This window comes from Deinococcus aerophilus (assembly GCF_014647075.1).
GTDB classification, from domain to species: Bacteria; Deinococcota; Deinococci; order Deinococcales; family Deinococcaceae; genus Deinococcus; species Deinococcus aerophilus.
The window spans coordinates 22319-36834 of sequence record NZ_BMOM01000006.1; the positions used below are offsets into that span (position 1 = coordinate 22319).

10 protein-coding genes are annotated in these 14516 nt (G+C 70.1%); 6 read left to right on the top strand and 4 right to left on the bottom strand.

From position 1 onward, the window contains the following. Positions 1-72 precede the first annotated feature (72 nt). From IEY21_RS05440 to IEY21_RS05450, 3 genes are all read right to left on the bottom strand, one after another. A complete protein-coding gene (locus tag IEY21_RS05440) occupies positions 73-1470 on the bottom strand; it encodes an FAD-binding oxidoreductase (protein ID WP_188902171.1) in 1398 nt (465 codons plus the stop codon). 66 nt (positions 1471-1536) lie between these two features. Continuing rightward, positions 1537-4089: a DNA mismatch repair protein MutS gene (mutS, locus tag IEY21_RS05445; protein WP_188902173.1), complete on the bottom strand. Its 2553-nt coding sequence runs from the start codon at positions 4087-4089 to the stop codon at positions 1537-1539. Positions 4090-4175: 86 nt separating this feature from the next. Then, positions 4176-4340 carry a hypothetical protein gene (locus IEY21_RS05450; RefSeq protein WP_188902175.1) on the bottom strand — a complete coding sequence of 55 codons (165 nt, stop codon included), beginning with the start codon at positions 4338-4340 and terminating at the stop codon, positions 4176-4178. Positions 4341-4562: 222 nt separating this feature from the next. On the opposite strand from IEY21_RS05450, the gene IEY21_RS05455 reads away from it, so the two are divergent. From IEY21_RS05455 to IEY21_RS05465, 3 genes are all read left to right on the top strand, one after another. Further along, positions 4563-4898 (top strand): 4a-hydroxytetrahydrobiopterin dehydratase, encoded by a 336-nt coding sequence (locus tag IEY21_RS05455; protein WP_188902177.1) that lies wholly within the window; start codon positions 4563-4565, stop codon positions 4896-4898. After that, positions 4895-5374, top strand: a complete 480-nt coding sequence (locus tag IEY21_RS05460) for an acyl-CoA thioesterase (protein WP_188902179.1) — start codon at positions 4895-4897, stop codon at positions 5372-5374. The genes IEY21_RS05455 and IEY21_RS05460 overlap by 4 nt, the downstream gene beginning before the upstream one ends. A gap of 170 nt (positions 5375-5544) precedes the next feature. Further along, entirely contained in the window at positions 5545-7884 is a 2340-nt protein-coding gene (locus IEY21_RS05465; protein WP_188902181.1) for a tetratricopeptide repeat protein, read from the top strand. 177 nt (positions 7885-8061) lie between these two features. Here IEY21_RS05465 and IEY21_RS05470 read toward each other — a convergent pair whose 3' ends face one another. Next, on the bottom strand, positions 8062-10089 hold the full coding sequence (locus IEY21_RS05470) for a DNA topoisomerase subunit B (protein WP_188902183.1): 2028 nt from the start codon (positions 10087-10089) through the stop codon (positions 8062-8064). Positions 10090-10370: 281 nt separating this feature from the next. Between IEY21_RS05470 and IEY21_RS05475 the strand changes: the two genes are divergently transcribed. The 3 genes from IEY21_RS05475 (at position 10371) to IEY21_RS05485 (ending at position 14503) form a co-directional block, all read left to right on the top strand. Further along, positions 10371-12440 carry a vWA domain-containing protein gene (locus tag IEY21_RS05475; RefSeq protein WP_188902185.1) on the top strand — a complete coding sequence of 690 codons (2070 nt, stop codon included), beginning with the start codon at positions 10371-10373 and terminating at the stop codon, positions 12438-12440. A 28-nt stretch (positions 12441-12468) separates the two neighbouring features. Next, a complete protein-coding gene (locus IEY21_RS05480; RefSeq protein ID WP_188902187.1) occupies positions 12469-12951 on the top strand; it encodes a hypothetical protein in 483 nt (160 codons plus the stop codon). A 223-nt stretch (positions 12952-13174) separates the two neighbouring features. Further along, entirely contained in the window at positions 13175-14503 is a 1329-nt protein-coding gene (locus IEY21_RS05485) for a LysM peptidoglycan-binding domain-containing protein (protein WP_188902189.1), read from the top strand. Positions 14504-14516: the final 13 nt, after the last annotated feature.

A 14516-nucleotide genomic window follows, 5' to 3' on the forward strand; every position in this document is an offset into this window, starting at 1 on the left:
CCAAGCGTAGCGCACGGGCTGCGGCGCAATTGAGGACCGCAACGCCATCGGGCAGGCCGTCCGCAGCGCCGCCTACGGCAGGATTTTGCCGGGATTGAGCAGGCCGCGGGGGTCCAGCAGCTGTTTCAGGCCGCGCATCAGGTCCAGCGTGTCGGCGTGCTCGCGGGCCAGATAGGCGCGCTTGTGCAGCCCGACGCCGTGTTCGCCGCTGCAGGTGCCGCCCCGGGCCAGCGTCTCGGTGATCATGGCGTCGTACACGGCCCGGATTTTTTCCCAGGTGGCCGTGTCGTCCGGCGGGGCGTGCAACAGCACATGAAAATTGCCGTCTCCTACGTGTCCCACGAGGCTGGCGTGCAGCCCCGCGCGGTCGGCCTCGCGCCGGGTGAAGTCCACCAGCGCGGGCAGGTGGTGCAGCGGCGCGCACAGGTCGGTGGTCAGGTTGACGTGGCCGGGGTGCAGCGCGGTCAGCGCGTAATACGCGTGGTGCCGGGCTTCCCACAGCCGGGCACGTTCCTCGGCGCTGTGGGCGGCGTGCAGGCCCTGCCCTCCAGCGTCTGTGACGAGTTCGCGGCACAGCTGCAGGGCCTCGTCCAGCGCCGTCCGGCTGGGCGACGCCAGCTCGATCCATAGTGTTGGGGCCTCGGGAAAGTCGGTGCCCTTGTGGACGTTGACGGCGTGGATCTGATGTTCGTCAATGAGTTCCAGGCGTTCTGGCTGCAGCGCCGCGCCCATGATGCCCACCGCACATTCGGCGGCGGCGCCCACACTCTCAAAATGGGCGCGCAGCACCACCAGATGGGCCGGCAGCGGCCATAGCTTCACCGTCAGCTCGGTGATCACGCCCAGGGTGCCCTCCGCACCGATGAACAGGTGTTTCAGGTCGTAGCCGGCGCTCGTCTTGCGGGCCTTGCTGCCCACCCGGATCACCTCGCCGCTGGCCAGGGCCACCCGCAGTTCCAGCACATTGTCCCGGGTGGTGCCGTAGCGCACGGCGGCCGTGCCGCTGGCATTGGTGGAGGCCATGCCGCCCAGACTGGCCTCCGCGCCGGGGTCCACCGGAAAGAACAGCCCGCGTGCGCGCAGTTGCCGGTTCAGTTCCGGGTAGGTCACGCCCGGCTGCACGGTGGCCTGGAAGCCGCCCGGCTGCACGTCCAGCACCGCGTTCATGCCGGAGACGTCCAGCGAGAGGCCGCCACGCACCGGGACCACCTGTCCTTCCAGGCTGCTGCCCACCGCGAAGGGCACCACCGGAAAACGGTATTCACCCGCCAGCCGCAGCGCGTCCACCACGTCCGCCTCGCTGAGCGCAAACAGAACCGCGTGGGGCAGGGCAGATTCCTGACGGCTCTCATCGCGTCCGTGGGCGTCCAGCACCGCCTGGGCCGTGCTCAGCTGTTCGCCAAAGCGGGCCTGCAGCGCGGCCAGGGCGGCGGGGGAGAGGGTATCGGGGCGCGGGAGTTGGGTCGTCATCGGTGCTCCTTCACGGCCGGGGCGGGGCTGGGAAGTGGCCGGGATGGAAAGTCGCCCCGGTCCACCTTACCCCTTGACCTCCGGTGTTCCCAGCAGATTGCGCTGCCAGCCGTGCAGCAATTCCAGCGCCTGCATGGGGGTCAGGCGGCCCAGGTCCAGGGCGGCGAGCTCGCGCACCAGCCGGCCGTGGTCGCTGCCGGTGTTCAGGGCGCTCAGCAACCGGGCGGCGCGGGCGGTCACGGGGGCGGGCAGACCGGCCAGCCGGGCCACTTCCACGCCATAGCTCTGGCGGGCCGCGCCGGGAATCACCTGATGGTAGAAGGTCAGGCCGCCGCGCCCGTCGTGGGCCTGGGCATCCTCCTCGGCGGCGACATGCAGGTTGATCAGGCCGGGGTACTCGCCCTCCAGCCGGGTCAGCTCGAAATAATGCGTGGCGAACAGCGTGTGGGCGCCGGTGCCGTGCAGATGCTCCAGCGCGGCCTGCGCGATGGCGAGGCCGTCCAGGGTGGAGGTGCCGCGCCCCACCTCATCCAGAATGACCAGGCTGCGGGCGGTCGCGCCGTGCAGGATGGCGGCGAGTTCGGACATCTCGACCATGAAGGTGCTGCGCCCCCCCGCGAGGTCGTCGCTGGCCCCGATGCGGGTGTGGATGGCGTCGTAGACCGGCAGGTCGGCGTGGTCGGCGGGCACGAAGGAGCCGATCTGGTGCAGCAGCGCACACAGCGCCACGGTGCGCAGGTAGGTGGATTTGCCCGCCATGTTCGGCCCCGTGAGCAGCAGCGTGGAGCGCGAGCGGTCCAGCACCGCGTCGTTGGGCACGAAGCGCCCGCCGGCGGCGCCCTCCACCACCGGATGCCGCGCCTGGATCAGTCGGGCTCCTCCCTCCACCGTCTGCGGACGGGTCCAGCTGCATTCCACGGCGAGTTCGGCCAGCGCCGAGAGTACGTCCAGCTCGGCCAGCGCGCCCGCCGCCTCGGACAGGGCTTCGGCGTGGGCGCTCAGGCCGTCGCGCAGTTCGGTAAAGACCTCCAGTTCCAGCCGTCCTGCCGCCGCCTCCAGCCGGGCGATCTCGCGCTCGCGCTCGCGCAGGTCGGGGCGGGTAAAGCGGGCACGGTCCTTGAGGGTGGCAATCTGGCGGTAGTCGGCGGGCACCTTGGAGAGGTGTGGTCCGGTGACCTCCAGAAAGTAGCCAAACACGTTGTTGAAGCCCACCTTCAGGTTGCCGATGCCGGTGCGGACCCGTTCGCTGGCTTCCAGCTCGGCGAGCCACGCCCGGTGGCCCACGGCCCCGCTTCTCAGCTCATCGAGTCCTGCGTGAAAGCCGTCGCGGATCAGTCCGCCGTCACCGGCGCGGATGGGTGGATCGTCGACCAGCGCGGCGCGGATGCGGGTCACGACCTCCGGCAGGCCGTCCAGGCGGGCGCGCACGCCGCCGAGCAGGCCGTCCAGTCCGCCGAGCAGCCGCACCGCCTCGGGCAGCAGTTCCAGCGTGCGGGCCAGCGAGGCCACCTCGCGTGGGGTGGCGCGCTTCACAGCGACCCGCGCCGAGAGGCGCTCGAGGTCATGGGCGCGGTACAGCAGCGCCCGCACCGCGCCGCGCAGGTCGGCGGCGCGGGTCAGGGTTTCCACGCTGTCCAGCCGGGCGCGGATGCTCAGCTCGTCGAGCAGCGGGGCGCGCAACCACGCCCGCAGCCGCCGCCGTCCGCCCGCCGTGCGGGTCTGGGCGAGGACGTCCATGAGGGTCACGCCGCCCGGAGCCTGCGCCACAAACAGTTCCAGCGCCCGCACCGCCGCCTCGGGCAGGCGCATGTGCGCGCCCGGTTCGAAGCGTACGGCGCGGCGCACCATGTCCAGCCGCCCCTGTTGCGTGACCCGTGCGTAGCCCAATACGGCCCCGCAGGCCCGGACCAGGGCTGCCGAGTTCAGGTGGGGCGGCAGCTCGCCCAGCACGGCACGCAGTTCCTCCCCGCAGCCCGCCTCGTCAAAGTTGGCGGGCGAGAGCATCACCGGAAAGCGGGTCTGGAAATCCGAGAGCAGCGCGGCGTTGCCCGAAAGCTCGGGGGCCAGCAGCACCTCGCGCGCCCGCCAGCGCGCCAGTTCGTCGTACAGCGCCGAGCGGGTGTGGAACGCGGCGCAGCGGAACTCGCCGGTGCTCACGTCGAGCAGCGACAGCGCGTAACCGTCGCCGGTGGCGACCGCCGCCAGATAGTTCTCGTCGGGGCTGAGGTGCCGCTCCTCGGTGACAGTGCCGGGGGTCAGCAGTTGCGTGACCTTGCGCTCGACCAGACCGCTGCCCGGTTCCTCCATCTGGTCGGCCACGGCCACGCACACGCCCGCCGCGAGCAGCCGCTCGACGTTGCTGTCCAGCGTGCGCAGCGGAATCCCGGCCATCGGGGTGCTGAAGTCCCGGCTGCTCTTGTGCGTCAGGGCAATGCGCAGCAGCCGCGCGGTGCGCTCGGCATCCTCACCAAACGTCTCGTAGAAGTCACCCACCTGAAACAGCAGGATGGCGTGTGGCAACTGCGCCGCCACCTCATCGCGCATCTGCACATACTGCTCGAGCATCGGCGGCAGCGCCCCGTGGCCCGTTCCCTTCAATACACTCTGCGCGGCCCGCATATGGGCGCAGGATACCGGTCAGGACGGTTCCTCAACCGCAGCGGGGGCACGGTCGGTGCCCAGGCCGCTCTGGATGTCTCAGCCGTCTAGATGTCGCAGCCGAAGGCGCGCAGCAGATCGAGTTCGGTGATGACGGGGGCCCGGGGAGTGGCCGGCCCACGGGGCACTGTCTCGGCGGGTGCGGACTGGTGGGCACCCGAGTAGGTGCGGGCGGCCGGACCTTCTGTCATGTAGACCGGGCGCTGTGGCATATACGCAGGCGTAGACCCGGTGGAGGCCATGACCGGGACGGCAACGCGCAGAGGTTGGGGGGCAAAGAGAAGATGTAGGCGACGGAGCAGTTCATCCATGTCGGAAACCTCACTGGCCTGACGTAACGCTGATGCCAGAAAAGTACCATCCCGCCGGCAGAACTCCATTTACTGTTCCCGGGGTTCGGTCTCACCTGGGGCCGCGGCGTTTACCATGCGTTCATGGCCTACGATCCGCGTATGGGATATGACCCCGACCGCCTGCTCAGCGACGGCGACGTCAGCATGCTCAAGCCCGAGGGCTGGTGGGGCGACGACGGGCAGCTGTTCCGCGAATTCACCTTTGACAGCTATCAGGCCGGGGTGGACTTTGCCGTGGCCGTGGCCGCGCTTGCCGAGAAGCGCGGGCATCATCCCGACATCCATATCTTTTACAAACGGGTGCGCCTCAACTTCTTCACGCACGACGCCGGGGGCATCACCGGAGCCGACATCGAGGGAGCGCGGGCCGTGAACGAACTGGCCGGGCGCGGGACGGCGGAGGGCGGGGAGGGTTGAAGCTCAGCATTCCCGACGCGGATGTCCTGTGGAGCGATCTGCCCGCCGAGCGGCGTCATGAGCGCGTGCTGACGGTGGAACCGGAGCATCTGGACGAGATGCACCACGTGAACAACACGGTGTATCTGGTGTGGTGCGAGCAGACGGCCCGCGCCCACGCTGGTCGCCTGGACATGGGGACCGACGCCCTGCGGACCCTGGGAGCCCTGCCGGTGGCCCGGCAGCACGTCATCACCTACCACCGCCCGGCGCTGCGCGGCGACCGGGTGCGCGTCCGCACGGCGCTCACGCTGCACGCGGGCCTGCGCAGCGTCCGGGCCTACGCCCTCGACCGCGTGAACGACGGGGACGCCCCGGAGGGGGTGCGCCTCGCCGAATGCCAGACCGAATGGATCTGGGTCGATCCGGTCAGCGGCCGGCCCAAACGTGCGCCCGCCGAGGTGGCCCGCCGCTTCGGCTTCGGCGGGGAGCGCTGAGGCTCAGGACACCGCCCTCCGCAAAGAAAACTCTGGCCCGTCTTCCACGAGAGCCCTGAATTGGAACCTGAATTGTTGTATCCATGACGGTTCAGGAACAGAATATTGGTATGAACCTGCGGACACTGGGAGACCTGTCCGTAGAAGGGGTAGCTTTCCGGAGGCAGAAGGTGCTCCTCCTGCTGGCCTACCTGTGTGTCGAGGGGCCGCAGCCGCGCCGCCGTCTGGCCCAGCTGTTCTGGCCCGAGGCCGCCAATCCCATGAACAGCCTCGCGCAGCATCTGGTGCACCTGCGGACGTTGCCGGGGGCCGTGCAGGAAAGTGGCACCCAGGTGGCGCCCGGCAACGTGAGCTGCGACGCCTGTGAGCTGAGAGACGTGGTTCGCGGTGGCCGGGCCCGCCGAGCCGCGCAGCTGTATGGCGGGCCGTTCCTGGAAACGCTGAGCATCCCGCTGGGCGCGGACCTGGAGGAATGGGTCTTTGAGACGCGGGAAGCGGTGGCCCTGGAGGTGCGCGGCGCCCTGCTGGAGCTGTCCAGAAATGCGGCGGCGCACGGCCGCACCGAGGAGGCCGGGCGGCTGGCCGCGCAGGCCCTGACGCTGAGGGGGGCGCCCCCCGCCGACGCGCTGGAACTGCCCCGGCTGTGGCATCTGCTTCGGCTGGCCGGCCATCCGCTCTCGGCGCAGGTGGAGCGCGAGGCACATGCCCTGGGGCTGTCGCTGGGCATGGCTCCGGACCTTGACGCCACCCCGTTCGTGGGGCGCGAGAAGGAACTGGGTCAGCTCTCGCGCCTGAGGGCCGGAACGCTGGCCTGGGTCAGCGGACCCGGCGGCATGGGCAAGTCGGCGCTGCTGCTCGCACTGGCGCGGGCCGGCGGCTGGACGGTGCTGCCGGCCCGCGCCGGCCATGCCTGCGGCACCCCGCAACTGCTGGTGCGGGGCCGCAGGTCCACCGACCCGGTCGCCCCGCTCTCCACTCTGCGGGACCCGGCCCTGCGGGTGGCCATTGACGACTGGGAAGGGCTGGACGAGGCGACCCGCGCCGCCCTGGCTCTGATGGTCCGGCAGCGGCCCGGCGCGACCATTGTGGTCGCTTCACGCCGCCATCCCCCCTTCGATGTGGACCTGCATCTGGGCCTGGGGCCCCTGCCCCCCGAGGTGCTCGCCGAGCGGCCGGGGCTGCACGCCCTGACCGACGGCCACCCCACTCTGGTCGGTGCGGTGCTCGGCGGGCAGCCGCTGGACGCCCGGCAGGGAGCGCGGGTCCGGGCGCTGCCTCCGCGCACCCGCGAGGCATTTTTGCTGCTCGCCCTGCAGGACGTTCCGGACCTGCGCGCCACCTGCCGGGCGCTGGCCATGAACGCCGCCGAGTTCGCCGCGACCCTGAGCACGCTGGTGACCGAGGGTCTGAGCCGCGAGACCGGGCACATCTACGCCGCCGCCGCCGCCCGCGAGCGGGTCGAATGTATTCATGTTCAGGCCCACCTGCTGCACCTCAAGCTGGCCCGCGCCTTGCCCCCGGCGGCGGCGTGGGCCCACTATGACCTCAGCCGCGACCTGTGGGAAGACGCCGACGAGGACCGGGCCGCCCACGCGGCGGCCCGGCGCGCCGCAGAGCTGCTGGACCGCGGCTATCCCGGTGACGCCACCGGGGTGCTGACCGGCTTTACCGACCGTCCCGAACTGGCCGTGCTCCATGCCTGGGCCCTGCTGGGGGTGGGCCGGCACGCCGAGGCGCTGCGCCGCCTGGACACGCTGAGCGGGAAGCAGCGTGCCGATCCGGCCGCCGTGGTCGCCCGCGCGACCGCGCTGGTTCGTCTGGGCCACCACGAGGAAGCCTCGCTGCTCGCGCGCGGCGTCGGGGGCAGCGGCCCGGAAGCGGCGCGGGCGGCGAGTGTCCTGGCCCACGCCGCCCACATCCGTGGGGCCTGGGACGAGGCCCGGCGCCACGCCCAGATTGCCGCCGACCTGTGGCAGCTGAGCGGCAACGAGCAGGAGCGGTTGGGCGAGCTGGTGCTGGTGGCAAGCATGCAGGTGCGCCTGGGCGCCGCGCCGGAGACGGCGTTCCGGGGGGTGTTGGACCGTTCCCTGGGTCTGCCGAGCGTCCGGGGCAGCGCCCTGCTGAATTACGCCCAGGCCCTGATGGATGTGGGGCAGGCCGAACAGGCCGACGCCGTGATGGGGGAGGCGATTGTAGAGCTGACCCGCGCCGGAGACCGGCTGGGACTGGCGTCGGCCCACCTCCTTGCGGGAGTGCGCCGGCAGATGCAGGGGGCCTTGCCCGCGGCGGCCGCGCTGTACCGTCAGGCCCTGAGCGAACTGACGGGAACGGGTGACATCCGGCAGATGGGTCTGGCCCTGAGCAATTTGAGCGAGATCGAGGGCGACCTGAGCGCTTTCGAGGACGCCCTGGAGATGCTCAGGAGAGCCGGTCAGCACGAACTGGTCGCCCAGATCCGGCGCAACGCCACCCTGACCCTTCCCTCCCCGGGCCGTTCACTGCGTTCCTGACCGGCCTGGACGGGGGGCAGCGCGGTGGGGAAAGCGCGCGGGGGCGGGGTCCGAGTGAACGAGGGGCATGAGGGCACGCTGGCCTGTCCGTAAAGCGGCCGGTGGGGTATGGAAACAAAACAACAGCCCCCGCCTCCAGATTGGAGGTGGGGGCTGTCCAGAGAGGAGCGCCGGACCTTAGACGCTGATTTCCGCGAACCTCGCGTTCTCCTGAATGAACAGTTTTCTGGGCGCGACCTCATTGCCCATCAGGTCCTCGAAGACCTCGTTGGCGACGATCAGGTCCTCGATGCCCACCCGCTTCATGGCGCGGGTCTCGGGGTTCATGGTGGTGTCCCACAGCTGGTCGGCGTTCATCTCACCCAGGCCCTTGAAGCGCTGGATCTCGTACTTCTTGCCTTCCTTGTTGGCACGGGTGACGTGCTGCTTGAGTTCTTCTTCGTTGTACAGGTAGGTGCCCTTGTTGTTCTTGGTCTGCGCGCCCACCGTGATCCTGTACAGCGGCGGCTGGGCGATGTACAGGTATCCCGCCTCCACCACCGGACGCATGTAGCGGTAGAAAAAGGTCAGCAGCAGCGTGGCGATGTGTCCGCCGTCCATGTCCGCATCGGTCATGATCACGATCTTGTGGTAGCGCAGGTTGGAGAGGTCAAAGTGCATGCGGTCGCCGGTGCCCTCCACGCCCGCTCCGATGGCCCCGATCAGGGCGCGGATCTCGGCGTTCTTGAGGATCTTGTTCAGCTCGGCCTTCTCCACGTTCAGGATCTTGCCGCGCAGCGGCAAAATGGCCTGGAAGCGGCGCTCGCGCCCGCCCTTGGCGCTGCCGCCGGCGCTGATGCCTTCCACGATGAACAGCTCGCTCTCTGCCGGGTCCTGCGAGGAGCAGTCGGCGAGTTTGCCGGGCAGGTCATCGTTTTCCAGCGGATTGCTGCGGCGCACAATGTCCCGCGCCTTGCGGGCGGCCTCGCGGGCGCGGGCGGCCTCGGCGGCCTTTTCCACGATGGTCTTGCCGACCTTGGGGTTCTCTTCCAGAAATTCCGAGAACTTCTCGCCCACGATGGCGTTCACGGCGGTCTGGGCCTCGCTGTTGAGCAGCTTGACCTTGGCCTGAGACTCGAACTGCGGCTCGCCCAGCTTGACCGAGATCACGCAGTAGATGCCCTCGAGCAGATCGTCGCCGCTGGGCACCGGATTGCCCGCCTTGACCATGTTCTTGTCCTTGGCGTACTTGTTCAGGATGCGGGTGTAGGCGGTCTTGAAGCCGGTCAGCGGCGTGCCGCCGTCACGGGTGCGGATCATGTTCGCGTAGGTCAAGATGTTGTCCGAGGCGTAGGTGTTGGCGTGGATGAACGCCACCTCCACCTCCACCCCGTTGTGGCTGCCGCGCATCACGATGGGCTGGTCGTACAGCAGCTTGCTCTCGTCGGTGACGAGCGCGCGGGCAAAGTTGGCGATGCCGCCCTGCTCGAAGAAGGTCTCCTCGCGCACCTGTCCGGCGTGCAGGTTGGTGCGCTCGTCGCGGATCACGATCTTCAGGCCCGTCAGGTAGGCCAGCTCGCGCAGACGTCCCCGGATGCGGTCGTAGTTAAAGGCGTTGTCGAACTCCTTGAACACGCCCGCGTCGGGGTGAAAGGTCACCTGGGTGGCCCAGGTCACGTCCGGCGGGGTATCGCCCAGCACTTCCAGCGGCGTGGTGACCTCGCCCTGCTCGAAGCGGATGTGGTGCAGCTTGCCGCCCTTGTTGACGGTCACGTCCAGGTAGGTGCTCAGCGCGTTCACCACGCTGCTGCCCACGCCGTGCAGGCCGCCGGACACCTTGTAGGCCCCCTGGCCAAACTTGCCCCCAGCGTGCAGCTCGGTAAAGATCACCTCGATGGCGGGGCGGCCCTCGGACTTCATCACGTCCACCGGGATGCCGCGCCCGTTGTCGGTCACGGTGGCGCTGCCGTCGGCATGCATGATCACATGGACCTCGTCGGCAAACCCGGCCAGGCCCTCGTCGATGGCGTTGTCAATGATCTCGGTGAGCAGCTGGTGGTAGCCGTCCACGCCCGTGCCGCCCTGCACGTACATGCCGGGGCGTTTGCGCACGGCCTCCAGGCCCTTGAGAATCGAGATGTCGGCGGCGGTGTACTGCGCATTGGGACCGCCCTCCACCCGGGACTGGGCGGCGGGGACGGCGTTCTGATCGTCGGTTTTGGTCATGTGGCTCCTGCGGGGACAGTCCGCCTGCGGCGACGGACAGCGGTCCATTCTGAAGGGTGGAAAAATGTGATGTGTTCGGGCGCGGACTGCGCCTCTGCTCGACCCTTAATATACTACAGCAGTTGAAATCGGTCAAATAAATTACGCTGACAACAGAATCATTCGGGGGACTACGCCGGGCAGCGGAAAGCGCGCTGGGCGGCAAAAACCTGCTGGGGGTCCCGGGAGTCCCTTCGGAGGTGCGTTCCTTGTTTTCACTTCCGAGGCACAATGGGGGCCGCATGGTGCGCGCCGCCCTTCTCCTCTCCGTCCTGCTCTCCGGTTCTGCCGGAGCGCAGGCTGTCCCGGCTCCACAGCCCGCCGCCCTCACCCTGCAGCCCGAACCGGACTGCGTGTTGCCGGCGGGTCCGCTGCCGACGCGCACGCGGGCCGTGTTCCTGCTGGACACCAGCGGCAGCATGCGCGGGCTGGGAGACGGCCGGGCCAACATCTTTGAGGCGGTGAAGGCCAGCCTCAACCAGTATGTCCGGCAGCAGCGGCCCGACCGGGTGGAACTGCTGACCTTCGATTCGGGGGTGCGGTCGCGCCAGGGCTTTGACCGGCCTGCCGGAACGCCGCAGTGGAACCGGGCGCTGGAGGCGCTGAAGGCCGACGGCAACAACACCTACCTGTACCGCAGCGTTCAGGCCGCGCTTGCGCCGCTGAAGGCCGGCGACTACCTGACCACGGTGTTCGTACTCACTGACGGCATCGACAACGATCCGGGCCGGGTGGGTGCTCCGCAGGCGCTGGCGGCCTTCAGCGCCCGCGGTCCACTGGACCGGCTGCACTACGTGGCGCTGGGCACTGCCATTCCCGCCGACGCCCGCGCGGCCCTGATCCGCAGCGATTACGCCGACGGTCAGACCGTGCCGGTGGGCCGCGCGCCTGCGCTGGGCCGCCCTGGTCTGGGCGGCGTGCGGACCCGGACCGTCACCGATCTGGAATCGGGCGTGCCCGTGCCCTTTGCCGACGGCACGGGGGTGGCCCTGGCAGCGCCCGGGGACAGCGGACTGCGGCTGGCGGCCGGCGTGGTGCGGGAGGGTCAGGTCTCCCTGAGGGCCACGGGATCGGTGCCCTACGGAACGGCGGCCCTGCTGTGTGCTCCGCCGGTGCCGCGCGCGCTTCCGGACGACGCTGGTCCGGTGGCGCCGCGGTCCCAGCACGTCCTGCTGCGCGTCAACCTGGACGCTGCGCGGCCCGTGCGCTGGCTCAACCCCGGTGCGGACCTGCACCTGAAGCGTGGGGAGGAGGCGCTGCTGCGGTACCGCGCCGCCCGGGGCATGAATCTGGAGGACCCGGACCCGGCCACCTGGACGGTCCAGAACCTGCCGCCTGGCCTGGACGCGCAGGTGCTGCGTCTGCCGGGGGCGCGCGAGTTTGCCGTGCGGCTGACCAACCGCCAGCTCAGCACCGGACAGACCGTCACGCCGGTCCTGTCGCTGCCGGGACGCAGCGGCGGCCCCTTTGAACTGACCCTGCCCGCTGTAGTGGCGTCGGCGGGCGGACGGACTCCTGCGGCCCCTGCCGCTTCCTCCCCGCCAACCGCTCCGGTTTCGCCGGCTCCGGCGCCTTCAGGGCAGCGGCCGTTCCTTCCAGTCGGGGTGCTGACGGTGCTGGGGCTGGCCGCGCTGGGCCTGCTGAGGCTGGCCGTGCTGGACCGCCGGGGCCGGCGGGCGCCGCCACTGCCCCGCCTGGCGCGCGAATCGGTGCCCGCCGTGGAGGGCATCGAGTACAGCGAGGGGCGGGTGCTGTCCCTGGTTGCGTCCAACGGTGACGTGTCGGGGGTCGCCATTCCGCTGGGCGGGTCCTTTGATCTGGGGCAGCTGGCGCGTGTGCCGCACCTCAGCGGCCTGCGCGCCGAGCAGCACCGCGACGGCCTGCGCATCACCCGTTTGCCCGCCGATCTGGAAGTCAGTCAGGGTGCGCGGCTGCTGCGGGCCGGCGACGTGGTGCGGCCCGGTACCCTGCTGGGCATCGTGGTGGCCCGCCCGGCCCGCGCGCCCCAGCCCCCGCTGGGGGCGCTTGCGGGACTGGGCCTGCCGCTGAACCTGCGCTGGGAGGGAGCGCATGTTCGCGCGGCCGGGCCGTACGGCGTTCATACCCTGACCCTGCCGCCGGGCTTGAGCGACCTGGGCCGCGCCTTTGCCGCGCCGGTCCTGAGCGGCCTCAAGGTCACCCTCAGCGGGGCGCAGCTGCTGCTCGTCGAGGTGCCCGCCGGGCTGGCCCTGTGCCGCAGCGGGGAGCCGACCCCCCTGCAGCCCGGTGTGTACCTGACCGGCACCACCGCCGTTGATCTGCCGGACGCCTGAGCCCCCGCTCCGCGCTACGCTGCCCCCTATGGACCTGCTCCGCACCATCCACGGGTATCAGTTCGGCTCGTCTCTGGCGCTGCTGTTTCCCACGCCCTACGCCCTGTCCACGCTGATCCTGTTCGTCTGGAGCGTGGCCCCGGCGCTCAAGGGCACGGTCAGCGCTTCGTTTGTGGTGTGGCTGCGCGTGGTCTGGGTGCTGACGCTGATTCCGGCGGCCACCGGGGTGATCCTGGCTCTGGGCGGCGCGAAGGTGCCCAGCGCCGTGAACGTGGGGGGCGGCCTGACCAAATACGGCCTGCCCTACGACCCCAGCCGCGACCTGGAACACTGGATGTACTCGGCCTTCGCCCTGCTGAGCCTGTACGTGATCGAGGTGCTGATCAGGGGCCGCATGATCAGCCACCGCAGCGGCCTGAAGTTCCTGCCGGTGGTGACCCTCTTTCTGTACGGCGTCGCCTACATGATCGGGCGGGTCGCAGTGTTGCCGGGCAGCACGCCGGGCACCTGATCCCGGACGCCCGGGGAGCAGGGGAGGGGGGTGAAGTAGACAGGCCCGCGGGGGGCTGCGCCCGCCCGCCGCAGGCCTGCTGGCCGGCGGCTGCAACGGCGTCCGCGCTCCCGGGGCACCGCTCTGCGCCGGCAAGGCGCGGGGAATACCCGGCTACAGAACCAAACGCCCGTCAGCTTCGCTCATCCGGCACCCCCCACAGGTGTGTTCATCTGGAGCGCTCATGCTGACCCTTCATCTCTTCCTCATGTTTCTGCTGCTGACAGGTCCGGCCCTCGCGGCGCCTGGCACGGTGACGGTTCGTTCCGGCGACACCCTGTCCAAGATCGCCTCCCGCTCGGGCCTGAGTGTCTCTCAGCTGCGGACCTGGAACGGTCTGAAGTCCGACATCATCCGGCCCGGGCAGGTGTTGCGGTTGAGCAAGGCTTCGGCCCCGCCACCCTCCACGCCCCGGGCCCCCACCAGCCAGGGTGCCTATACCGTCCAGCGCGGCGACTTCCTGAGCAAGATCGCGGCGAAATATGGCGTGAGCGTGGGAGCGCTGCAGGCGGCCAACGGCCTGAAGGGGACGCTGATCACACCGGGCCAGCGCCTGAAGATCCCGGCGCGCGGCGCGTCCCCTGCCGCAGCACCGGCCCCCCGGCCGACCACCGAGGTGCGGGTGCTGTACACCTACATTCACGTGGACGCCGGAGACACGCCGCAGGGCATCGCCCGCAAGTACCGCCTGACCGTGGACAAGCTGCGCCGCCTGAACGGCCTGAGCAGCTATAAGTACATCGTGCCCGGCAAGAAGGTGCTGGTTCCGTCGCGCATTCCGGTGCCGATTCCGCCCCGTCCGCAGGGCCACCCGGCCACCTACAAGCAGCTGCGGCCCCTGAACATTCCGGTGCAGATCGTCAATGTGGACCTGCGCTGGCGCGATGTGCTCGTGGCGCCGGTGCTGCCCAGCACCCGCCTGGCCTTCGGCTCCGGCGCACGGGTGGGGCAGCTTGCGCGCAGCAGCGGCGCGCAGGCCGTGATCAACGGCAGCTACTTTCACCCGCGCAGCTACGCTCCTGCCGGGGACATCGTGATGCAGGGGCGCATGCTCACCTGGGGCCGCATTCCCCAGGCGCTGGCGATCACGCCCGACAACCGCGCCTCCATTCGGCCCGCCACCACGGCGCTGCTGCGTGTGCCGCTGGACAGCACCTGGGAAGGCATGGAAACGGTGGTTGCCACCGGGCCACGCATCCTGATCGGCGGGCGGGTGCAGCGGCAGTACAGCAACGCCTTTCGGGACCCGGCGCTGTTCGGCCGCGCGGCCCGCAGCGCCATCGGGCTGGTGAGCAACCGCGATCTGGTGATGGTCAGCACCCACGCCCGCCTGACCACCACCGAGATGGGCAAGGTGATGGCGCGCCTGGGCATCAAGGATGCCCTGCTGCTCGACGGCGGCAGCTCCACCGGGCTGGCCTGGAACGGCCGGCCTGTGATCGACAGCATCCGCAAGGTCAGCTACGGCATCGGCGTGTTCACCGAGTACACCGGGCGGCGCTACATCCGCTGATCCGGAACCCGGC

Bases quoted from the DNA above. Each gene is read 5' to 3' on its own strand.
- IEY21_RS05480 (WP_188902187.1), top strand. From the start codon at position 12,469: ATGGACCTGCTCCGCACCATCCACGGGTATCAGTTCGGCTCGTCTCTG.
- IEY21_RS05485 (WP_188902189.1), top strand. From the start codon at position 13,175: ATGCTGACCCTTCATCTCTTCCTCATGTTTCTGCTGCTGACAGGTCCG.
- IEY21_RS05475 (WP_188902185.1), top strand. From the start codon at position 10,371: ATGGTGCGCGCCGCCCTTCTCCTCTCCGTCCTGCTCTCCGGTTCTGCC.
- IEY21_RS05450 (WP_188902175.1), bottom strand. From the start codon at position 4,340: ATGCCACAGCGCCCGGTCTACATGACAGAAGGTCCGGCCGCCCGCACC.
- IEY21_RS05455 (WP_188902177.1), top strand. From the start codon at position 4,563: ATGGCCTACGATCCGCGTATGGGATATGACCCCGACCGCCTGCTCAGC.
- IEY21_RS05440 (WP_188902171.1), bottom strand. From the start codon at position 1,470: ATGACGACCCAACTCCCGCGCCCCGATACCCTCTCCCCCGCCGCCCTG.
- mutS (WP_188902173.1), bottom strand. From the start codon at position 4,089: ATGCGGGCCGCGCAGAGTGTATTGAAGGGAACGGGCCACGGGGCGCTG.
- IEY21_RS05470 (WP_188902183.1), bottom strand. From the start codon at position 10,089: ATGACCAAAACCGACGATCAGAACGCCGTCCCCGCCGCCCAGTCCCGG.